A 22472-nucleotide genomic window follows, 5' to 3' on the forward strand; every position below is an offset into this window, starting at 1 on the left:
CGGTTTCATCATTGTTATGATTAGTTGGTTACGAATCGCCAGGTAAGCTAGGAGAATGAGCTTTGAATAACGTATTGACCCACTATTCCATCTACCCATTCGATGCCGATAAGAAAGAGATTCCCGTTGCCCCGTTACAAAACGGGCAGACGTCGGAGGCTCTTGTGGCACCTGATGAGGAAGATTCATATTATTTTAGAATATTAGAGAGCGCGGGGATTCAGTTGAATCAGGCGCAGATCGAAGCCGTCCGTCACGGGGAAGGGCCGTGCCTGACCCTTGCTGGTGCAGGGACGGGTAAGACGACTGTCCTGGTGAGCAGGACCGGCTATCTGATGACGGTGAAGGGAATCGAACCCCAGCATATCCTGCTGGTGACCTTCACGAAGAAGGCTGCCGATGAGATGAAGCAGCGGATCACCCGTCTTCCGGGGACTGAAGGCGGACACCGGGTGCACGCCAGTACATTCCATGCCCTCTTCCTTCATCTTCTGCGCTCCAGACAGTACACGCAGGAAGTCATCGGGAATGAGCGATACAAACAGATCCTGTTGAAGCAGATCCAGCGCGGGATGAACATCCAGAATCCCTATGATGCAGAGACGCTCCTTGCCAAGCTTTCTCATTACAAATTGAACAAATTCGATTTGCGTGAGCTTCCAGAGGAGACGAAAACCGAAAAAGAAACACGGAGCATCCTCCTCAAATATGAGGAGTGGAAACGGATGAACCATAAGATGGACTTCGATGATATCCTCACGGAGGCACATGAACTCCTCATGATGAATCCGAATCTCCTTCAGACGCTGCAGCATCGTTTCCGCTATGTGATGGTCGATGAGTTCCAGGATACAAACCTTGTGCAGTACGAGCTGGTCAAATTGATCGCAGCGCATGGGAATCTTTTCGTGGTGGGGGATGATGACCAGACGATCTACTCCTTCAACGGAGCCAGGAATGAGTTCATCCTCGACTTTGATGAAGAGTTTCCCGATTCTAAAGTCGTCACCCTTCAAGAGAATTACCGCTCCGATGCTTCCATCATCGGTCTCGGCAATGAAGTGATCGGCCGCAATGGACAGCGCCGGGACAAAACGTTGATTGCGACGAAGCCTGAGGCGGAAAAGCCTCTCTATTCCAGGCCGTCGACCGTCGATGAGGAAGCACAGTGGATCGCTGAAGAGATCAAGCGCCTCGTCGAAAGCGGCTATCAGTATCAGGACGTGACGATCCTGCACCGGACCATGAGCAGCGGCCGAGCTGTATTCGAAGAACTCCTGCTGAAGGAAATCCCGTTCACCCCATACAACCAAAAGGATTCCCTCTTCTATGATAACTGGATGGTGAAGCCCGTCGTGGATCATCTGCGACTCGCCATCGTACCGAGGAACTTCTCTGCGATGGAATCCATCCTTCCGACCCTTTTCATCAACAAGGAAAGGGGGATGACCCAGATCCGGCAGGGTGAGACGAAGGAGCAGAGCCCGAATCCGCTCCTTCACGTCACGAAGATCCCTGGGCTGAAACCGTTCCAGGTGAAATCGATCAATGAAAGGATCTCGTTCTTGAAGATGATCCGTGACCACTCCCCTCAGCAGGCGATCAAACGGATCAGGAGGGACTTTTACCATCGGTATATGGATGCGAAAGAGTCCAATATCGTGACGGAGCAGAAGGAAATGATCAAGGAAATGCTCGATGAGCTGGAGGGTTCGGCAAAGCGTTTCGAGACGATCGCAAGCTTCATCGCGTTCATTGATGAAATGAAAAAGAAGTATGAAGAAGTCTATTCTGATCAGTACAGACAGTCCGATAGCGTGTCTCTTATGACCATCCACCGTTCCAAGGGACTTGAATTTCCCGTCGTGTTCCTGATCGGGGCCATCGAGGGGAACCTCCCCCACTCCTCTGCCTTGAAAGCAGATCATCTGGAGGACAAGGTCCTGAAGGATGTGAAAAAGTCCGAAAAGCTTGAGAAGGCCATCGAGGAGGAGCGTCGGCTCGCCTATGTAGCCATTACGAGGGCTAAGGAGCGTCTTTACATATCATCCCCTGCCTATTATCAAGGGGAGACCCGCCCTTGTTCCCGGTTTATCAGTGATATTTTCAAAACGGAGCCGGTGAAGGCGCCTGTGAAGAAGCCCAAGGAAGATTCAGTCTATATTTCCATCGATGCCTGGATCTGCACCCAGCCGAGGTGCATTGCATGGCAACGGATCGCCCCAGGCGAGAGCGCTTCGACTAAGGAGTGCCCGATCTGTATGGGGGATATGAAGCCCGGAAGGAAAGAAGTCACGATCTAACGCATAAAAGCCCGATTCCCTAATGGGAATCGGGCTTTGTGTATTCATCTTCGTTTTCCACAGGGGGGTCGATCCTGCTTGCATCTTCCACGTGAAGCGTCTTACGGAGAAAAAAGATAAGAAACCCAAGGATCATGCCTAAAATAAAAATGAATCCGATGGTGACGGCGATATTCATATCATCCCTCCCAGATGCCTATATGGGTAGTGTATGAGGGGGATGGTTGGTTGTATGCCTTTTAATGTTCGTGATTAGGTGTATATGGAAGCGTTATTTTAATAAAAATCTACAAATTTCGATAAAAATCCGTATATTCTATTGTCAACTCACTAAAAAAATGTATAATAACTAGTAACAACTTTGTTGGCGGGTGAAATGATGACGAAGGATGCGAATGAAACGAAAAAGATTCTTTCCCACTTGTATAATGACGTCTCCAAGGAACTATTCGGTTTCGGGACGACACTACTGAAGGTGAAGATCGAAGAAAAGATCATCACGTTTCAAGCGAAGCATCGCCGCGCACCCAGATCACAGGCTCTCGAAGGGGAAGCGCCCCATCTGAAGCTTGAAGTCGACTTTCACATGTCGATCCTGTTCAAGAAGAAGCTCAAAGAAAAGCTGAAAGAGATCGGATGGGACATTGAGGCGGTCCTCCGGGATTACGATTCCTTCACCCAGATCGCTTTCACAAACATCATCGTCAAATAGAATACCTGGACGTCCCGACTTGATTCATCTTGAAGGGATGCCGTTTAATCTTCTGGATTTGTTTCATCTTTGTTTACAAAGAAAAGACAATCTTGAGTAGAATGCTTTTATTCTATTTAGGATTGTCTTTTTTTATATGCTATTCACTAAAAAACAATCATCAGGGGGTCAAGAAAATGAAAAAGTTCATCGTCATTCTCACCGTTGCGTCGCTTTTCCTACTGGGAGCATGCAGTGGTAATGGTTCAGGCAGTAAGAAGGATTCCAAGAAGCTCGTCATCTCCACATGGGGATTTGCTGAAGACTTCTTCGATAAAGAAGTGTATAAGCCGTTTGAAGAAGAGAACAATGTAGAAATCGTCCTCGACACGGGCAACAACGCAGATCGTTTGAATAAGGTCCGCCAAGGCCGCGGGGATGTGGACGTCATCTTCCTATCAGATTACTATGCGCAACAGGGGATCGATGATGGACTGTTTGCGAAGATTGATCATTCAAAGCTAGAAAATCTTGATTCCATCTATGATGTAGCCAAAGCTCCTCTTGGAGAAGACTATGGTCCCGCTTATACGATCGGTCAGTTCGGGATCGCCTATAATGCGGATGAAGTGAAACAACCGATCAAGGATTGGGATGATTTATGGGGCAATGACCTGAAGGCATCCATTACCATTCCGGGGATCACCTCCACAAGCGGTCCGATGATGCTTGATGCAGCATCGAAAGTCAGTGGGGCTGGCACATTCAATGAAGACCAAGCATTCAGTCAAATGAAAGACATCCTGCCAAATGTGGTGAAAGAATACGGCCAAACATCGGAATTCGTCAATATGTTCTCTCAGGGAGAGATCGTGGCTGGACCGATCATGGAAATGTATTTCGCCGATTTGAAAAAGGCCGTACCGAGTGCCACATTCGTTTCACCTGAAAAAGGCGGATATGCCGTCATGAATACGGTGAACGTCGTAAAAGATTCGAAGAATAAAGAGATGGCTGAAAAGTTCATCGATTATATATTGAGCAAAGAAGTACAAGAGAAGTCAGCGAAGGCCAAGGTCGATTCCCCTGTCAATACCGAAGTGAAGCTATCTGAGGAAGAAGCAGAGGGGTTGACGTACGGGGAAGAGGTTGTAGAAGGATTGAATACGCTGGATATGGAATTTGTGAATCAGAATTCCAAGCAGTGGATCGATCGCTGGAACCGTGAACTGGCAAACTAACAATGGGAGTGGATGGCATGAAGCGTAAACTGATACTTGATGTGGATACCGGCATAGATGATGCGATCGGCATCATCCTGGCAGTGAAAAGCAGGGAGTTCGATCTTCTTGGAATCACAACGGTGAATGGAAACGTGTCCCTGGATCAAGCAACGGACAATACGCTGAAGGTGTTGGATCTCCTCGGGGAAACCAATCTGTCTGTCATCAAAGGGGCCGACGCCCCTTTGATCAGGCCCCATTTCTTCGAACATGGGGTCCACGGGGAAGACGGACTTGGTGGGGAATTGAAAGACATCGCTCCATCAAGACCTGCAGAGGAAGGATTTGCTCCTGATTTCATCATTAATTCAATTCTGAATTTCCCTCATGAGGTCACACTTGTCATGACGGGTCCACTGACCAATCTGGCATTGGCGATTAAGAAATGCCCACAGATTGTCCACTACGTGAAAGAAGTCATTTTCATGGGCGGTGTGGTCAAAGGACCGGGGAATGTCACGCCGACGGCCGAGTTCAATATGGTGGTCGATCCGGAGGCTGTGAAGATTGTGCTTCACGCTGGCTTCAACGATATCACCCAGGTGGGGCTTGATGTCACCAGACACGCAATCCTGAAGGAAGACCATATCCAAGCGATTGAAAATCCCGTGATCCGTCAGTATATCGATAATAGCACGGCCCAATACCGTAAACGATATTTCAAACGGAACGGTGTGGACGGTTGTGCCATGCACGATCCGCTTGCGGTAGCGGTTGCCATCGACCAAAGTCTCGTCAAGACCGAGGATTTCTACGTCGATGTGGAAACGAGGAGCGAGCTATGTGATGGCCAACTCGTATGTGACTTCCAGAACAGGTTGGAGCAAGACAGGAATCTATCCGTCTGTACGGAGGTCGATGAAGCGGCTTTCCTACGATTATTCCATTCCATCGTTTCATCTTAATCTATTGGAGACAGGGGTTTTTGAGTATGAAGACGCGTTATATGTATCTATTGATGCTGCCAGGCATCCTGTTTTTGACGGTATTCATGATTATTCCCATCGTCCTCACGATCGGGACGACGTTTACCGACGGAAGCGGAATCACCTTAGACGGGTACCTAACGTTCCTGAAGGATCGGTATTTCCTTGATATTCTATTCACCACGCTGCGGGTCAGCCTGCTGACGACGTTGATCTGCATCATCCTAGGGTTTCCGGCAGCTTATTATATCTCAAAGCTCGGGGGAAGAATGAAGGCAGTCCTTCTTCTTCTCACGATCTTCCCATTGCTGACGAGTTCGGTTGTCCGATCGTTCAGCTGGATGATCATTATCGGACGAAATGGATTGTTGAATAAGATGCTCCTTGGGATGGGCATCATTCACGAACCTCTCGATATCCTTTATACCCCAACGGCCATCATCATCGGGTTGGTTCATTTATTTCTTCCCTTACTCATCGTTTCCCTGGTGGGGGTCATGGAGAACATCCAGCATGATCTTCTGGAAGCAGCCGAAAGCCTGGGGGCATCAAAGGCCATTGTTTTCCTGAAGGTCGTTCTTCCCCTCTGTGTACCGGGGCTTGTCATCGGGAGTATCCTCGTCTTTGTGGGCAGCTTCACGGCGTACACCACACCTGCCCTGTTGGGGGGCAAACAGCGGGTCATCTCCACTTTCATGTATCAGAACGCCATCACGCTCAATGACTGGCAGGTGGCCTCCATTGTCGCCACCATCATGATTGTCATCACGTTTGCCGTGATTGCCTGCATGAATGCATTAGCACGTAAATTAAATCCGAAGGGGTAGAGGTTGATGCAGATGAATCGAGGATTGGCATTTTTCACATTCCTAGTATTTCTATTCTTATTAGGACCTTTACTGATCATATCGGTGACGTCCTTTGAAGGTGGGAGCGTTTTGAAGTTCCCTCCGGAACACCTTTCATTTAAGTGGTATTTGAATATATTCGACGTGCAAATGTTCATTTCCACTTTTAAGACATCCATTATTGTCTCACTCATGGGGAATCTATTCGCCCTTGTCCTTGGCATCCCGGCGGCGTATGCCCTGAGTCGATTCGACTTCAAAGGGAAGAAACTGCTCGATGCCGTGTTCATTTCCCCGATCCTCATACCGGGGATCGTGCTTGGTTTTTCATTCCTGCGCTATATCGTCGGGACCTATCAGCTTCCAATTTATACAGCGCTTTTCATTGGTCATACCATCATCATGCTTCCTTTCATCATCAGGGTCATTTCATCGAGTCTATCAAACTTTGATTTTTCCATCGAAGAGGCTGCAGAGAGCCTGGGAGCGAGCAAGGTCAAGACGTTTTTCATCGTCGTCCTGCCGAACATCAAGTCAGGGATCCTGGCAGCGGTCATGATCGCCTTCCTGGAATCCTTCAATAACGTCGACATATCCGTATTCATGACCGGACCGGGCATCTCTACGTTCCCGATCCAAATGCTCACATATGTGGAGAACTATTTCGATCCGACCATCGCGGCGATCTCCGTCCTCCTCATGGTCATCACGGCATTCTTCATGTTCATGGTTGAAAGACTGATGGGACTATCTTATTTCACTAAACGATAAAAGGGGGCCACTCCATTGGCATTATTTAGTTTGGACGATGTATCTGTTTCCTATAATAAGCAAACGATCCTGGAGAACTTCAATCTTGAAATCGAGAAGGGTCAGCTCGTTTCCCTGCTTGGACCGAGTGGATGCGGGAAAACGACCACGCTCCGATTGATTGCAGGATTCCTGAAAGCGAACAAGGGGAAATTCCTTCTGAACGGTAAAGATTACACGAAGGTTCCAGTGAACAAGCGAAATTTTGGTTTTGTATTTCAGAACTACGCCCTTTTCCCCCATTTATCAATCTTTGATAATGTGGCATTCGGACTCCGTCTGAGGAAGCTTGGAAAAGGAGAGATAGAGAAAAAGGTACAGAGAGTACTAAAGGTCGTCGATCTTGCAGGCTATGAACAACGATTCCCGAAAGAGCTGTCAGGCGGACAAAAACAGCGGGTCGCGATTGCGCGGGCCTTGGTCATCGAACCGGAAATCCTGTTATTCGATGAACCACTCAGCAACCTCGATGCCAACCTGAGAGTGAACATGAGGGTGGAAATCCGCCGGATTCAGCAGGAGCTGGGGATTACAACGGTTTACGTATCCCATGATCAGGAGGAGTGTTTTTCCATTTCCGATAAGGTAGCCATCATGAACAAAGGGGTCATTGAACAGCTAGATGAGCCGACGACCATTTATCAATATCCTAAAACGAGATTCATTGCTGATTTCATCGGCTTTAAGAACTTCATCGAGTTTGAGGAGCGGCAGGATGCAGAGGACAAAATCCGGCTATCTGTTTCAGGTCATGATTTTGTCTTGACCAGGCACCCGCAAATGAGCAGATCAGGAAAGATCGGTGCCATTCGACCGGACAACCTCTTGCTCCATGAAGGAACGAAGGAAGGGATGAACATCATTCCCGGCATCGTGAAGATCTCGACCTACCTTGGACGCAGCTTCCAATTCGTCGTGGAAACAGCCCTTGGCGATTTCACCGTGAATAAAGAAACAGCACTGCCTTACCGTGCGGGAGAAAAGGTCTCGCTTGAAATACCTCAGGATCAGATGGTTGTGGTGGAATAGCTTTAGGAGGGAAAGTATGAAAGTCGATATTCTGGTAACGGACGTTCGCGTCTACAACAGTTATTTTAAACGATTCACAAAAGGGAACGTGGCCATCAAAGACGGAAAGTTCTTCTATATCGGGGACCGGGGAGCGGAGTATTTCGAAGCGTCCCACGTCTTGGCGGGGGACGGTTCCTACATGGTCCCGGGTCTGATCGATATCCATCTTCATATAGAAAGCACCATGGTGACACCCGCTACATTCTCATATGGACTGATACGGAACGGGGTCACGACCATCGTGCCCGAACCCCATGAGATGGCCAATGTATTCGGCCTGTCCGGTGTGAAGGAAATGATCCGCGCCAGTGAAGCGTGCGAAGTGGACATGTTCTATTCCATTCCGAGCTCTGTCCCGGCCACTTCCATGGAAACGACGGGAGGGGACATCGGCATCGGGGAAATCGATGAGCTTCTTCGGACGGAACGGATCAAGTGCCTGGGAGAAATCATGAACTTCTATGAAATCATCACGGAAGCACCGAGCAAGACGAATGCCATCCTTGACCATATGAACCGCGAGCACCCGGAGTTGATCATTGAGGGACACGTGCCGAAGCTGCTGGACCTCGAGCTTCAACAGGTTGCGTTCGCCGGCGTCCATTCCGATCACACCCACCAGACAGTGGAGGGGATGGAGCAGCGAATGGCGGCTGGTATGTTCGTTGAAATCCAGGAAAAGTCCATGACGCCCGAGGTGATGGAATACCTGATCAGCCAGCCGGTGGATGAGCTCTTTTGCTTCATCACCGATGATGTGATGGCGGATTCCTTTACGGAGAGGGGTCACTTGAATGTCCTGCTGAAGAAGGCGATCGCCATGGGTATGACTCCTGAGATGGCCATTTATGCGTGTACCTACACTCCAGCTCAGAGGATGCGTATGTATGATCGGGGAAGCATCGCGCCTTCGAAGGTGGCAGACTTTCTGTTGGTTTCCGATCTCGAGACGTTTGAAATCAATGAGGTGTATAAAGCGGGCCGCAGGGTCTTTGATGTGAATCAATCGTATATTCAGGCAGAACCGATTCAGGCTTTCCCTGAACCCTTCTATAAAAGTGTCGATCTGGCTGAATTGAGTTTGGACGATTTTACAATGGAGAGCGGGAAAGCTGACGGAGCTTATACGTGCAGGGTGATCCAGGTGAAGAACGGGTCGACCTTCACCGAGGAAGTCCACCGGTCCGTGAAGTCCAGCGAAGGACGTCTGCAGTGGGAAGGAAGCGGTCTTGCGCAGATCGCGACGTTTTCGAGATACGGGACAGACAGCCGGGCACATGGGTTGATTGCGGGTGATATCATCAAGAGCGGGGCGTTTGCGACGACTTATTCACATGATAATCACAATCTGCTTGTTGTGGGGCATAGTCCAGAGGATATGTTGCTGGCGGCGAATGAAGTGATCCGGAAGCAAGGCGGTGTGTGCTGTGTGGATGGTGGCGAGATTTTGTCGATGCTTGAGCTGCCGGTCGGCGGGATTTTGTCCGAGGATAAGCTTGAGTGTGTGTCGGAGCAGGTGGGGCAGGTGACGGCTTCGCTTAAGGCGATGGGGTATGAGCATTATAATGTGATCATGTCGCTGAGTACGCTGTCGCTGCCTGTGAGTCCGGCGTTGAAGATTACGGATCGCGGGTTGATTGATGTGAATGGGGGCCGTGTGGTTCCGTTGATTGTGGATTGAGGAGCGGGCTTGGTGCCTGCTCTTTTTTTTGTCCATAGATGGGACGTTTCGTTTCGCTGCGACCGACCGCTTTCCTAGGGGAGTGAGGTGAGCCTCCTCGTGCCTGCGGGGTCTCACCCTTCACTCTATTCCCTTAGGAGTCGGTCGGCCTTCGTTGCAATGCACTTTTGGTGGGGAGGGGTAAAGGGTCCTGGATACCACCCCCCATCTGTTTTGTGGGTATTTGAGTATAGATGGGACGTTTCGTTTCGCTGCGGCGGACCGCTTTCCTAGGGGAGTGAGGTGAGCCTCCTCGTGCCTGCGGGGTCTCACCCTTCACTCTATTCCCTTAGGAGTCGGTCGGCCTTCGCTGCACTGCACTATTGGTGGTGATGGGTTGATGGGTTCTGGACATCATCCTCCCCCTTCTGTTTTGTGGGTGGTAGGCCATAGATGGGACGTTTCGTTTCGCTGCGGCGGACCGCTTTCCTAGGGGAGTGAGGTGAGCCTCCTCGTGCCTGCGGGGTCTCACCCTTCACTCTATTCCCTTAGGAGTCGGTCGGCCTCCGCTGCACTGCACTTTTGGTGGGGAGGGGTGATGGGTTCTGGACACCTTCCCCTTTCTTTTATGTGTAGATATGTGAAGGGATTTGAGGTACATCGAAAAAGGCATCCTAATTTTTCGTTGTAATAGATTGTGGATAAGTCTCCTTGGGAGGAAATTATGTTATCCACATAGTTAGTTATCCACAAGTGAGTGAAAGGCTTTCTGCAGAAAGAGCTAGTTAATGGGGAATGACGTCTGAACGGGAGAAGTGGTGTGGTGGCTGTATAGGGGGAAGGAGAGGGTGAGCAACTAACATGGAAGAACAGATAGATTCATCCCTTCCACATTACCAACAGAGTAATAGCCTTCCCCACCATCAGAATCAAAGAGTGGTTGAAGCGGAAGGCGCTTGACTCCATCGGAAAAGGAGGCTCGACGCCCTCCCCGCAGGAAAGCAAGCGCCTGCAGCGGAAAGAAACGGTCTTTATCTCCCTTGCTTTCTAGTAAAGGAAGATTAGATCCCTTAAAAATAGGGTGTTATGGAGTCATCCTCTTTTACTCTTAATGGCTTCCTGCATTTTTCTGATGGATTCCTGCCCCCTGGTTTCGCGTATCTGCAGGAGGTTGGCATAAAGGGTATCGATCAGGGTGAGCTGGGCGATCCGGGATGAGAGTGCTTCGTTCCGGTAGTCGGTTTCCTCTGATACGGTGAAGAGGGGGATGTCCACCTGCTGGCTCAAAGGGGACTTGGCAAAGTTCGTGATCCCGATGGTGGTGGCTCCGGTGCTCTTGACGATGTCCAGTATATGGAGAATATCCTTTGTGCTTCCTGAATGGGAGACGAAGATCGCACAGTCTTCATCGGTCATTTGCGATGCGGCCATGAGCTGGATGTGGGAGTCGAGGGTCGCATGCACTTTCAACCCGGTGCGGATGAATTTGTGGTAGCCGTCAAGGGCCACGATGCCTGATCCGCCGCTGCCGAAGAATTCGATGGAGCGTGCCGTTTCCATGGCTTGTACTGCTTTCATCAGATCCTCTTCATCGAGTATCACAAGTGTGTCTTCAATCGTCTTGCAGTTTGAGCGGAATACCTTTGAAGCGATGGAAGTCGGGGTATCCCCCTCGTCGAGCCGATCGTGGGAAGAATCCTTCATGATCTCGGATGCCAGGGCAATCTTCATGGCTTGGAATCCTTTGAACCCTACGCGTTTACAAAAGCGGAACACGGTCGAGTCGGCAACACCTAAGCGATCTGATAGTCCGTTAATGGAAGAATGGATGGTTTCTTCCGGTCTCTTCAGGATGAAGTCGGCAATCTTTTTTTCGGTAGTGCTGAATTGGGGGTAATGTGCACGGATCCTGGCGAGGCAGTGCTGGTGGTCTTGGCTCATTGAATCACACTCCTGTAAGGGTTTTCCTTCTATTAGTATACTAGTTTTTGGTGGAAATAAAAATAAATTCTGTAATCGTTTGCATAATAAAAAATATTTTTTGAATACTTTCATCATTTTTCCAGATGGCTGAACCTAGGAGATTTCCGTGTATATGGTTTGGTTAAATGCGCTTTCAGGTGTTATGTTAGAAAGAGGTATTTAAAACGACTGGGCGACGTCTGCCCCGATTTAATGAAAGAAGGATCATCCCTTTTCTATGTTCGTTTAGGAGGAAATAGTCATGTCACGATATATGATAGGTGTCGATATTGGAACCACCAGTACCAAAGCTGTACTGTACAATGAAAAAGGCGAAGCAATCGAGCGCCATGGAATCGAGTATCCCCTTCACACCCCGGTTCCGGGAGTGGCAGAGCAGGATCCCGAAGAAATCTTCCAGGCAGTCATTTATTGCATCAAGGAAGTAGCGGGGAAAACGGAAGAGGAGATTTCGTTTGTATCGTTCAGTTCCGCCATGCACAGTCTCATCTTGGTAGATGAGGAAAACAGTCTGCTGACCCGATCCATTACATGGGCGGATAACCGAAGCAGTGAATGGGCGGAAAAGATCAAGCATGAGATGAACGGAATGGAGATTTACCAAAGGACCGGTACGCCGATCCATCCCATGTCCCCCCTTGTGAAACTTGCCTGGCTACGTCATGATGAGCCCGAGCTTTTTGCAAAAGCGGCGAAGTTCATTTCCATCAAGGAATTCATCTTCCACCGTTTGTTCGATAAGTATGTGATCGATTATTCAATCGCGTCTGCCACTGGGATGTTTCATCTCGAAGATCTTGATTGGGATGAAGAAGCGCTGGAGGTCGCAGGGGTTAAAAAGAACCAGCTGTCTACGCCGGTTTCTACCACCACGAGCCTGACTGGGCTTCAAGGGAATTACGCCGAGTTACTCGGAATCGATGCAGATACACCGTTTTACGTAGGAGCGAGCGATGGCGTCCTTTCGAATCTTGGTGTGAACGCCATCGAAAGCGGGGTCGTTGCGGTAACAATCGGGACAAGCGGTGCCATCCGTGCCGTCACGGATCGTCCCATCACCGATCCAAAAGGGCGGATATTCTGCTATGCGCTTACCGATAAGCATTGGATCATCGGTGGACCTGTAAACAACGGAGGAATGATCTTCCGCTGGGTGAAGGAAGAACTCGCTACAGCTGAAGTGGACGCTGCCGGCAGACTGGGCCTCGAACCTTATGAAGTGTTGACGGCTCTCGCCTCCAAGGTCAATCCAGGAGCGGACGGTCTGATCTTCCACCCATATATGGCAGGAGAAAGGGCGCCTCTTTGGAACGCAAAAGCAAGGGGATCCTTCTTCGGACTTGCCATGCATCATAAGAAGGAACATATGGTCAGAGCAGTCCTTGAGGGCATCGTCATGAATCTATACAGCGTCCTTCAGGCGCTGGAAGAATTGATCGGCACCCCTGTACGTGTGCAGGCCACCGGTGGATTCGCCCGTTCTGAACTGTGGAGGCAGATGCTCGCCGATATCTTCAACCAGGAAGTATTTGTCCCAGAGAGCTTTGAAAGCTCCTGCCTCGGTGCCGTCGTCCTCGGGATGGTGGATCAGGGCTGGATGGGGTCATTGGAAGAAGTACGCTCTATGGTGGGCAGCGTTCATTCACACCGACCTGAACCCGAGGCTGTGAAAGTATATCAGGAATTGATGCCGATCTTTTCGCGGTTGCCGGCGCTCCTTGCACCGGAATACGATGCCATCAGTGATTTTCAGGCAAGAAGGATCGAATCGTAAGAGTGCTCCTCCCCAAATCCCACCTTTATAGGGTATAATGGATGAGGATTGACACGATAGGAATTTATTGAACGAAAGTGAGTGTTATAGATGGGACGTAAATGGAATAATATCAAAGAAAAGAAGGCGTCCAAGGATGCCAATACAAGTAGGATCTATGCAAAATTCGGTCGTGAAATTTATGTAGTGGCCAAACAAGGCGAACCGGACCCGGACCTGAATCAGGCGCTGAAGTTCACCCTTGAGCGTGCGAAAACGTACAACGTACCGAAGCACATCATCGACCGTGCCATTGAAAAAGCGAAGGGCGGTTCCGATGAGAATTATGATGAGCTCCGCTATGAAGGCTTCGGCCCGAACGGTTCCATGGTCATTGTAGACGCCTTGACCAATAATGTGAATCGTACAGCATCCGAAGTGCGTGCGGCATTCGGTAAAAACGGCGGGAATATGGGTGTGAGTGGATCGGTTGCTTACATGTTTGACGCGACAGCCGTTATCGGAATCGAAGGCAAGTCAGAAGATGACGTTCTTGAAATCCTGATGGAAGCGGATGTAGATGCCCGTGACATCATCGCAGAAGAAGATGCGGTGATCGTGTATGCTGATCCCGATCAATTCCATGCTGTACAGGAAGCATTCAAGGCAGCCGGCATTTCGGAATTCTCCGTGGCCGAGCTGACCATGCTTGCACAGAACGATGTAGAACTTCCTGAAGATGCAAAGGCGCAGTTCGAGAAAATGATCGATGCTCTCGAAGACCTTGAAGATGTCCAGCAGGTCTATCATAACGTTGATTTAGGTGAATAAAGAATGAGGGGTGTCCCGGGTCTACCGGGGCACCCCTTTTTAAAAAGGAGGCAGTTTCATGGAAGGAAAAGTCGCTCTCATTGCCGGGGCAACGGGGATGGTAGGTTCCAGGCTGGTCAGGTTGCTCCTTGATTCTCCACGTTACGATAAGGTTATCTCGATTGTGAGGAGAGAGTCCGGGGTCGCCCATGAAAAGCTGGATGAACGGGTGCAATCATTGGACGATATGAGATTGGAGCCTGGTGAGACAATCGATGATGTTTACTGCTGCCTCGGAACGACGATCAAGAAAGCCAAGTCCCAGGAGGCATTCAAGAGAGTCGATCATGGGTATCCGCTACAGCTTGCAGAACTCGGAAAAATCCACGGAGCGAAACAATTCCTGTTGATCTCTTCCATGGGAGCTGATGTGGACTCACGCTTTTTCTATAGTCGTGTCAAAGGGATGACAGAGAGGGATATCACGGCATTGGGATATTCAACCCTCCATATTTTCAGGCCGTCCCTTCTTCTTGGGGAGCGGGCAGAGTTCCGTTTTGGGGAAAAGATGGGGGAAGCGGCATCGCGGATCCTTCAGCCCTTCATGAGAGGAAAGCTGAGAAAATACCGGAGCATCGAAGGGATCCAGGTGGCAAGAGGGATGCTGTCAGCTGCAAGCGGCCATTGGGACCGCAACGTTTTAGTATGGGAATCAGATGCCATTCAGGAACTGTGACGATACACGAAAAAGAGCCAGGCTCCTCCATTGGGGGGCCTGGCTCTTTTGGTTGTCTAAACCGTATACTCTTTCAATGCACTCAGAAGGGGGCGCAGGGAAGGATCGGATTCCAGGTTCGCCATCATGCCCTTGATGACAATCTTCCGTGGTTCTTCTTTTTCGAGTTCTTCTTTGATGACATCGAGGGATACGCGGGTATTCTCGTCTTCTGTCTTGTTTGATGCTTCACCGATTAAGGAACAGAGTTGGGCTTTCTCCACGTGCAGGAGTGTCTCCATTCGCTCTTTGCGCATGACGGGCTCATCTCCGCTTTTGACCAGCCCCTCCACCATATCATCCATCCTTCTCAATACGAAGGTGGATAAATACGCGAAATCAAGAGGGATCTGGTCTAGGATGATGGTTTCAAGGTAAGAATGGAAAAAGCCGTGGATCATCATCGTGGCATCCCAAATATATGGCTCGATCGGAGGACCGTAGATTTCATAAAGCCTTCGTGAATAAAGGTGGTAGGACTCCCGTTTCATCTCCATCAACAAAGATTCGATCTTTTCATTGAAGGGGATGGCATTTTCCCTGATCTGCATGACGATGAACTCTTTGTGTCTCGATATCTCCGTCAATTGGCGTTCCAACTGCTTCTGGAATTTCTCATAGGGAGGAAGATCAGCGTGCTCGACTTCATTGATGCTTGTATGGATCATCTGGAAATAATGCTCCATGATGGCAAAAAGGAGGGCATCCTTCGATTTGAAATATAAGTAAAAGGCACCTTTGGATATATGGCATTCCTCAACGATCTCTTGAACAGAGGTAGCGTTGAATCCTTTGTTGGCAAACAGCTTCATCGACGTTTCGATGATCAATTTTTCTTTTTCTTTCATACACGTTCTCTCCCCAATGGTCTCATAGGTACATTATGACCGAATGGTCACAAAAAATAAACCCTTTTAATACACAAATTATTGACGAGTGACTGTTCGGTCAGTTATATTAGGTGATGTTATGACTAGTCGGTCAGTTTATTTTGGAAAGGAAGGTATTTGAGTGAATAGTATCATCAATTTTGTCCTGAAAAACAAATTCGCCGTTTGGCTGATGACGATCATCATCATCGTGGCGGGCTTGTATTCAGGCTTCAACATGAAGCTTGAAACATTGCCGAATATCAATACGCCTGTTGTCACCATCACGACGGTTTATCCAGGCGCGACACCGGAAGATGTGGCGGATAAAGTATCCGAACCCATCGAGCAGCGCGTCCAGAATCTGAACGGAGTAAACGTCGTAAGCTCCACTTCGTATCAAAATGCTTCGGCCATTCAGATTGAATATAAGTATTCCAAAGACATGGATGAAGCAAAGAGGGAGGTGGAAGATGCCGTTTCTGACATCTCCTTCCCTGACGAGGTCAACGACCCTGAAGTATCAAGGCTCAGCCTGAATGCCTTCCCGGTCATCGCCCTCAGCGTATCGGATGAGAATCAATCCCTGTCTGAATTGACGAAGACTGTGGAAGGCACCATCATCCCTGAGTTTGAAGGTCTTGATGGGGTTGCTTCTGTTCAAGCTTCCGGTCAGGAAGTGCAGGAAGGTCAAATCGTATTTGATCAGGATAAACTTGATCAATACGGACTGACTGAAGATACAGTGAAGAACATCATCCAAGGGTCAGACATTTCCCAGCCTCTTGGGCTTTACACGTTCGATGATACCCAAAAGTCCGTCCTTGTCGACGGGAACATCACGACCGTCAAAGATCTTGAAAACGTGAAGATTCCCCTTGTCCCTGGCGATGCTGAAAGTGCACAACAGGGAATGAGCGGAGCAGAAGGGCAGGCTCCTCAAGCTCAAGCGCCACAAGCACAGCAAGGGCAACAGGCTGCAGCTCCTCAGCAGGGAGCAGAGATGAAGATCCCAACGGTGAAGCTTTCTGAAATCGCCGACATCAAGGTGAAAGGTGAAGCTGAATCAATCTCGAAAACCAATGGCAAAGAATCCATCGGGCTTCAGGTTGTAAAAACAGCTGATGCCAATACGGTGGATGTCGTGAATGCCGTGAAAGATCAGATGAAGAAGTTTGAGAAAGATATCGATGGTGTTGAACTGACGTCTACGTTTGACCAGGGTGAACCAATCGAAGAGTCCGTCAGCACGATGTTGAACAAAGCATTGTTCGGAGCGATCTTCGCCGTCATCATCATCCTGCTGTTCCTTCGTGATATCAAGTCAACGATCATTTCCGTCATTTCCATCCCGCTTTCCTTGTTGATTGCGATTCTTCTCCTGAAGGAAATGGATATCACATTGAACATCATGACGCTTGGAGCCATGACAGTCGCAATCGGTCGTGTCATCGATGACTCCATCGTTGTTGTAGAAAATATTTATCGCCGTATGGCCCTTCCGGGTGAAAAACTGAAAGGCAAAGAACTGATCCGGGAAGCAACGAAGGAAATGTTCGTGCCGATCATGTCTTCAACGATCGTAACGATTGCCGTGTTCCTTCCACTCGGATTGGTCCAAGGAATGATCGGGGAACTATTCCTTCCGTTCGCCTTGACCATCGTATTTGCCCTATTGGCATCACTCCTTGTGGCAGTCACTGTCGTACCGATGCTTGCTCACACGATGTTCAAGCCGGGCTCATCTAAGAAAAAGCATGTGGAAAAACCAAGCCGCATGGCCAATGGATACAAGCGAATCCTGAACTGGACGCTGAATCATAAAATCATTACCTCGGTCCTTGCCATCGCCATGCTCGTAGGAAGCCTCTTCCTCGTGCCGAAGATCGGTGTGAGCTTCCTTCCTGGTGATGAAGAGAAGATGATCATGGCTACGTTCAAACCGGAGCCGGGTCAGACCCGTGAAGATGTGGCGAAAATCGCCGATGAAGCAGAAAGCTATCTTCAAAGCCGAAAAGGCGCAGACACCATCCAATACTCTGTCGGAAGCGAGAATCCGATGAGTCCAGGAAGCACGAACGATGCCATTTTCTTCGTATCGTATGACGAAGATACAAAGAATTTCTCTGATGAGAAAGAAAAGGTCATCAAACACCTTCAGGAAACCACATCCAAAGGGGAGTGGGCATCCCAGGACTTCTCGGCCAGTGCGGGAAGCAATGAGATTTCCGTTTATGTGTACGGTGATTCCGTGAAGGACATCGAACCTGTCGTCAAAGATCTTCAGAAAAAGATGGAAGACAAAGGCGACTATAAAAAAGTGAAGAACTCCCTTGCTGAATCGTACGAAGAGTACTCCTTCGTAGCCGATCAGGAGAAACTGAGCGAGCTTGGACTCACAGCGGGCCAAATCGCCATGGAGCTCAGTCAGGATCGCCAGCGACCTGTGCTGACCACCATCCAGAAAGACGGGGAAGATGTGGATATCTACCTCGATGCACCGAAGGAAAGCTATAAAGATATCAACGACCTGAAAGATAAAACGATCCAATCTCCACTTGGTATGGAAGTGAAGATCGGCGATGTCGTGAAGATTGAAGAAGGTGAAACATCCGATACCCTCTCAAGACGTGACGGGAAAGTCTACGCCAATGTGAGCGGTGAGCTGAAGTCGGATGATGTATCAAAAGCCTCTCAAGACCTTCAAAAAGACATTGATGATATGGATCTTCCATCTGGAATCGATGTGAACATGGGCGGAGTCACCCAAGACATCCAGGAATCCTTTACACAGCTCGGTCTTGCCATGCTGGCAGCCATTGCCATCGTGTATCTGATCCTTGTCATCACATTCGGTGGAGGGCTTGCGCCATTTGCCATCCTGTTCTCCTTGCCGTTCACCGTGATCGGTGCCCTTGTCGGCCTGTTGATTGCTGGTGAAACCATCAGTATTTCCTCCCTGATCGGAGCACTGATGCTAATCGGAATCGTCGTGACCAATGCCATTGTCCTTGTGGACCGCGTCATTCACAAAGAGAACGAAGGAATGTCTACGCGTGATGCCCTGCTCGAAGCAGGTGCCACCCGTCTACGTCCGATCCTCATGACGGCCATCGCGACAATCGGGGCGCTCTTCCCGCTCGCTCTAGGCCTTGAAGGCAGCGGATTAATCTCCAAAGGTCTCGGTGTGACGGTCATTGGTGGATTGACAAGTTCAACCCTTCTGACTCTTGTGATCGTACCGATCGTGTATGAGATCCTCATGAAGATCAAACGCAAGGTAACCAGAAAATCCAAAGCAGAATAACAATAAGAAAGCAGTCTCCTGACGGGGGCTGCTTTTTTGTCATCCTGCCTGTCCTCATATTCCAGGATTGCCTGTCATAGACTAGAACATCTTGTGATAAAGGGCGGGACTGTGGATGAATCTGTTTTATAAAGGAATCTTGATCTTGATGGTGACGGCATTCGCAGGCGAGCTCCTGGAATTCATCATCAATATGATATTGGCGCAGGAACTGGGTGAAGCGGGACTTGGTACATATATGTCCATCCTGCCCACCGTTTTTTTAATTGTGATTTTATCGAGCATGGAGCTACCCATCTCCCTTTCCAAGTTTTTTGCCGAGAGGGAAGAAAGGCTCCATAGGGGGATGCTTGGCTATGCGTTCCGATTCGCGCTCCTTACGACCATCATCCTACTCGGCGTCATGGTCCTGGTATACGCATGGACGCCCTTATTCAGCGGCTACCATCAGGGGATCAGATGGCTGATCATCCTCGTCATCCCCATCATCGCCTTCACCTCCATTACGAGGGGATACTTTATGGGGATCCAGAAGATGGGGAAGATTGCTGCGGCCAATTTCCTGAGAAAAGGCATCCAGCTTTTGCTCCTTGTGTCCATCTATCAATTCTTGGAGTTCGAGCTCAATACGTCCATCTTCATTGCACTTGGCACGATGATCGCCAGCGAGTGCATTGTATTTGTCTATTTAATCCATGCTTACATAGTCGAGATACGGGGTAAAAGGAAGGATAGCCATAGCAGTCTACCGAAGGGAGAGATGAGAAAAGCGGTGTTGTCGGTTTCGATCCCGACGACCTTTTTGCGGATATTCCATGCTCTGACACATGCCATCCAGCCTTTTCTCATCAAACTGGCACTCGTCATGTCAGGGATGGAGGCAGGGGAGGCTAATGAACATTTCGGCATGCTTGCGGGAATTGCCCTGACCATCGGATTCTTCCCTTCTTTCATCGCCGTGTCCATGATGACGGTCCTCATCCCGACCATATCAGAGAAGGCATCTTCGAACGATTGGCCGGGGATTCTAGCTCACTTGAAGCAGGTGATGTGGCTCACGATCGGATACGGGATCCCGGTCGTATTCGTGTACTATGCTTGGGGAGACGCCATTACAGAGCGCTTTTTCCACTCTGTGACATCTGCCTATTACCTGAAGCTTTTATGGCCGTATTTCTTATTCCACTTCCTGATGCTGCCGCTTCAAGCATTCATGATCGGCCTTGGACTCGTGAAAGATGCCCTGCTACATACGATGTGGGCAAGTGCTTTTTCATTCGCTTGCATTTATTTGATGGGATCACGCTACGGGATGGAAGGAGTTATTGTCGGGATGAACGGCGGAGCCGTCCTCGCCATGCTGCTTCACTATTTCACCATCTGTAAAGAGTTGGAAGCGACGGTTTGGTTAAAACCCGCGGAAAAAATATAAACTAAACATAGCTCACCTGAAAGTCAGCGGGCCCCGCTGGCTTCATTACGTTAAAGGAGAAACTGTATGATTGAATCGATTTTATTTAACCTTATGTTAGTCGGCTTCCTGGGAATCGCTTCCCAATGGGCGGCATGGAGGTTCAAGCTTCCCGCCATCGTCGTCATGTCCATCGTCGGCTTACTTGCTGGTCCGATCCTCGGACTCATCAATCCTGAAGAAGTTTTCGGGGAACTGTATGAACCGCTTATTTCCATGGCTGTTGCCATCATCCTTTTCGAAGGAAGCCTGAATCTGGATTTCAGGGAAGTGAGGGGCCTTGGTAAACCGGTATTCAGGATCGTTACGATCGGTGCGTTCCTCGCCTGGATCTTGGGTTCGCTGGGTGCCCACTATGTTGCAGGACTGTCATGGGCGGTTGCCTTCGTTATCGGAGGGTTGTTCATCGTTACCGGGCCAACAGTCATCCTGCCCCTCCTCAGACAGTCAAAGCTTAAGCCGCGACCTGCAGCGATTTTGAAATGGGAAGGGATCATCGTCGATCCATTCGGTGCGCTTCTTGCTGTTTTTGCATTTGAAATCATTAATTTCCTTATCAGCGAGGACGCTACTATTCTTAAGCTTGTTTCATTCTTTGCTGCATCACTCTTTGCGATCGTGCTTGGGTGGGCGCTTGGACGATTCACTGGATTCCTTTTTGAAAAGGGACATGTACCGGAATTCTTGAAATCACCGGTCGTCTTTGCCTTAGTGCTGGCGGGCTTTTCGGTCTCTGATCAGATCACCCACGAAACAGGGCTCCTTGCTGTCACTGCCATGGGGATGACGCTTGCCAATATGCATATTGCCTCGATCAGTGATATGAGGCATTTCAAAGAAAATATCTCGGTATTGCTCACATCGACCATATTCGTCATGCTGACAGCTTCCCTGACTGTGGATACCCTTCTTGAAATCTTTGATTGGCAGATTATTGGATTTGTACTTCTCATGCTCTTCATCGTCAGACCGTTGTCCATATGGTTATCAACCATCGGGACAGATCTGTCGAAACGGGAAAAAATACTGGTTGGGTGGATCGCACCGCGTGGAATTGTAGCCCTTACGGTGTCAAGCTACTTCGCTTCGGTTTTATTGGACAAGGGGTTCAAGGATGCCTCCATTTTGACATCCCTGACATTTGCCCTTGTCTTTGCCACGGTATGTGCCCACGGTTTCTCCATCAAGTGGCTGGCGAGTAAACTGAAGCTTGCCAACGATGAGCATCCCGGTGTCATCCTGGTCGGGGGGAGTGCGTTCAGTACTGAATTTGCCAAGGCACTTCGTGAACTGAAGATCCCCACATTGATTGCCGATTCATCTTGGCAGAGACTCTACAGTGCAAGAAAGGCCGGGCTGCCGTTCTATTCGGGCGAGATCCTCTCAGAGAAGACGGAATACCGTCTGGATATGACTCCATATGATTACATGATCGCAGCCACGGAACTTGATTCCTATAATGCCCTTGTCTGTACGTCGTTCATTTCTGAGTTTGGACGGAACAACCTGTATCAGTTGAATTTAAGGAACCAATCTGGTGAAGACCTTGAAGAGATGGTTCATACCATCGGCGGGAATATCGTCTTCCAGGATGGACCGACGTGGGAAGAACTCAATAAACGGGTAGAGTGTGGGGATGTGTTCCGGAAGACAACCGTCACCGAGAAATATCCATTCAAAAGCTATATGGAGGATATTGAGGAAGGAACGATCCTGCTCCTCATCCAAAAGTCGACAGGCAAGGTTGAATTCTTCCGCAATGAAGCCTCTCCAAGGGTGGAAGAAGGGGACATCGTCGTCAGCTTGACCACGCGGAAGAAGGAAATGAACAAAATCAACGAACGGATCGCAGAGAATAAAGAAGCGGAACGAAATAAAGAAAAAGAAAGCGAAAAGCCATCCCGCTGAACGG

17 protein-coding genes are annotated in these 22472 nt (G+C 49.2%); 14 read left to right on the top strand and 3 right to left on the bottom strand.

Going from position 1 to position 22472, the window contains the following annotated elements; all coding sequences use genetic code 11:
- Positions 1-62 precede the first annotated feature (62 nt).
- Complete coding sequence (locus tag K6T23_RS02805) at positions 63-2303, top strand: UvrD-helicase domain-containing protein (protein ID WP_238283547.1); 2241 nt, start codon at positions 63-65, stop codon at positions 2301-2303.
- A gap of 19 nt (positions 2304-2322) precedes the next feature.
- Here the strand turns inward: K6T23_RS02805 and K6T23_RS02810 are convergent, their stop codons facing one another.
- The gene (locus tag K6T23_RS02810; protein WP_156183299.1) at positions 2323-2481 is read right to left on the bottom strand and encodes a hypothetical protein; all 159 of its coding nucleotides are present in this window, start codon (positions 2479-2481) and stop codon (positions 2323-2325) included.
- A 198-nt stretch (positions 2482-2679) separates the two neighbouring features.
- Here K6T23_RS02810 and K6T23_RS02815 point away from each other — a divergent pair, with 198 nt between their 5' ends.
- The 7 genes from K6T23_RS02815 (at position 2680) to K6T23_RS02845 (ending at position 9613) form a co-directional block, all read left to right on the top strand.
- A complete protein-coding gene (locus K6T23_RS02815; RefSeq protein WP_056532820.1) occupies positions 2680-3015 on the top strand; it encodes a hypothetical protein in 336 nt (111 codons plus the stop codon).
- A gap of 176 nt (positions 3016-3191) precedes the next feature.
- Positions 3192-4235, top strand: a complete 1044-nt coding sequence (locus tag K6T23_RS02820) for an ABC transporter substrate-binding protein (RefSeq protein ID WP_238283548.1) — start codon at positions 3192-3194, stop codon at positions 4233-4235.
- A 17-nt stretch (positions 4236-4252) separates the two neighbouring features.
- The gene (locus K6T23_RS02825) at positions 4253-5182 is read left to right on the top strand and encodes a nucleoside hydrolase (protein ID WP_056532825.1); all 930 of its coding nucleotides are present in this window, start codon (positions 4253-4255) and stop codon (positions 5180-5182) included.
- A 26-nt stretch (positions 5183-5208) separates the two neighbouring features.
- Positions 5209-6030: an ABC transporter permease gene (locus K6T23_RS02830; RefSeq protein ID WP_238283549.1), complete on the top strand. Its 822-nt coding sequence runs from the start codon at positions 5209-5211 to the stop codon at positions 6028-6030.
- A gap of 6 nt (positions 6031-6036) precedes the next feature.
- Positions 6037-6822 carry an ABC transporter permease gene (locus tag K6T23_RS02835; RefSeq protein ID WP_420493489.1) on the top strand — a complete coding sequence of 262 codons (786 nt, stop codon included), beginning with the start codon at positions 6037-6039 and terminating at the stop codon, positions 6820-6822.
- A gap of 15 nt (positions 6823-6837) precedes the next feature.
- Complete coding sequence (locus tag K6T23_RS02840; protein WP_238283551.1) at positions 6838-7890, top strand: ABC transporter ATP-binding protein; 1053 nt, start codon at positions 6838-6840, stop codon at positions 7888-7890.
- 16 nt (positions 7891-7906) lie between these two features.
- Entirely contained in the window at positions 7907-9613 is a 1707-nt protein-coding gene (locus tag K6T23_RS02845) for an adenine deaminase C-terminal domain-containing protein (RefSeq protein ID WP_238283552.1), read from the top strand.
- Between the two features lie 1071 nt (positions 9614-10684).
- Here K6T23_RS02845 and K6T23_RS02850 read toward each other — a convergent pair.
- Complete coding sequence (locus tag K6T23_RS02850; protein ID WP_238283553.1) at positions 10685-11533, bottom strand: MurR/RpiR family transcriptional regulator; 849 nt, start codon at positions 11531-11533, stop codon at positions 10685-10687.
- A 295-nt stretch (positions 11534-11828) separates the two neighbouring features.
- Between K6T23_RS02850 and gntK the strand changes: the two genes are divergently transcribed.
- From gntK to K6T23_RS02865, 3 genes are all read left to right on the top strand, one after another.
- Entirely contained in the window at positions 11829-13349 is a 1521-nt protein-coding gene (gntK, locus tag K6T23_RS02855; protein WP_079515371.1) for a gluconokinase, read from the top strand.
- Between the two features lie 90 nt (positions 13350-13439).
- Positions 13440-14159: a YebC/PmpR family DNA-binding transcriptional regulator gene (locus K6T23_RS02860; protein WP_048006760.1), complete on the top strand. Its 720-nt coding sequence runs from the start codon at positions 13440-13442 to the stop codon at positions 14157-14159.
- 58 nt (positions 14160-14217) lie between these two features.
- On the top strand, positions 14218-14874 hold the full coding sequence (locus K6T23_RS02865) for an oxidoreductase (protein WP_079514726.1): 657 nt from the start codon (positions 14218-14220) through the stop codon (positions 14872-14874).
- Positions 14875-14930: 56 nt separating this feature from the next.
- Here K6T23_RS02865 and K6T23_RS02870 read toward each other — a convergent pair whose 3' ends face one another.
- Positions 14931-15761 (bottom strand): TetR/AcrR family transcriptional regulator, encoded by an 831-nt coding sequence (locus K6T23_RS02870; RefSeq protein ID WP_238283554.1) that lies wholly within the window; start codon positions 15759-15761, stop codon positions 14931-14933.
- Positions 15762-15924: 163 nt separating this feature from the next.
- Between K6T23_RS02870 and K6T23_RS02875 the strand changes: the two genes are divergently transcribed.
- The 3 genes from K6T23_RS02875 (at position 15925) to K6T23_RS02885 (ending at position 22468) form a co-directional block, all read left to right on the top strand.
- Positions 15925-19089, top strand: coding sequence for an efflux RND transporter permease subunit (locus tag K6T23_RS02875; RefSeq protein ID WP_238283555.1), 3165 nt, complete (start codon positions 15925-15927; stop codon positions 19087-19089).
- A 115-nt stretch (positions 19090-19204) separates the two neighbouring features.
- Complete coding sequence (locus K6T23_RS02880) at positions 19205-20521, top strand: oligosaccharide flippase family protein (RefSeq protein WP_056532848.1); 1317 nt, start codon at positions 19205-19207, stop codon at positions 20519-20521.
- 66 nt (positions 20522-20587) lie between these two features.
- Positions 20588-22468, top strand: coding sequence for a cation:proton antiporter (locus K6T23_RS02885; protein WP_238283556.1), 1881 nt, complete (start codon positions 20588-20590; stop codon positions 22466-22468).
- The last annotated feature ends 4 nt before the right edge of the window (positions 22469-22472 follow it).

The organism is Rossellomorea marisflavi, assembly GCF_022170785.1.
In the GTDB taxonomy this organism is placed as follows: Bacteria; Bacillota; Bacilli; order Bacillales; family Bacillaceae_B; genus Rossellomorea; species Rossellomorea marisflavi_B.